General features: G+C 70.2%; 1 pseudogene. It reads right to left on the bottom strand.

Features of this window, described 5'->3' with window-relative positions:
• Positions 1-449, bottom strand: a pseudogene (locus G3I71_RS47505) (ATP/GTP-binding protein); the annotation flags it as partial.

Genomic DNA, 449 nt, shown 5'->3' with positions numbered 1-449 from the left:
GGCCTGTACGAGCCGGTGCACCTGAATGCTGTTGCTCACCTGGTCGACCTTGGCCATCGCGAACCGGCCGATCTCCCGGATCACCCGGCCCAGCACCAACTTCTCCTGGAGCGAGGCGTCGTACGGCTTGAGCGCGTCGATCATCTCCTTGCTGTACAGCAGGTTCGCCGAGATCGGCTCCGGCGCGAAGAAGGCGCACAGTTGCAACAGCCGGACCGCGGCGGGGGAGCGGGACTGGAGCCGTTCGATCGACACGTTCCAGGTCGCCGCGACCGGCTCCGGGTAGCCGGGCGGCTGGTTCAGCCCGAGCACCCGGGCCGTCTGCTGGGCCAGCTGCTCCAGGTACGCCGACACCGGTGTCGCGGTCTCCGCGATCCAGGCGCCCGCCTGTTCGACGGCGAGCGGCAGGTCGCCGACCGCCACGGCCACCTGCTCGGCGTCGGCCTTGG

It is taken from the genome of Streptomyces sp. SID12501 (assembly GCF_010550245.1).
Classification (GTDB): domain Bacteria; phylum Actinomycetota; class Actinomycetes; order Streptomycetales; family Streptomycetaceae; genus Streptomyces.
This window is presented reverse-complemented; position numbering and strand designations above follow the sequence as displayed.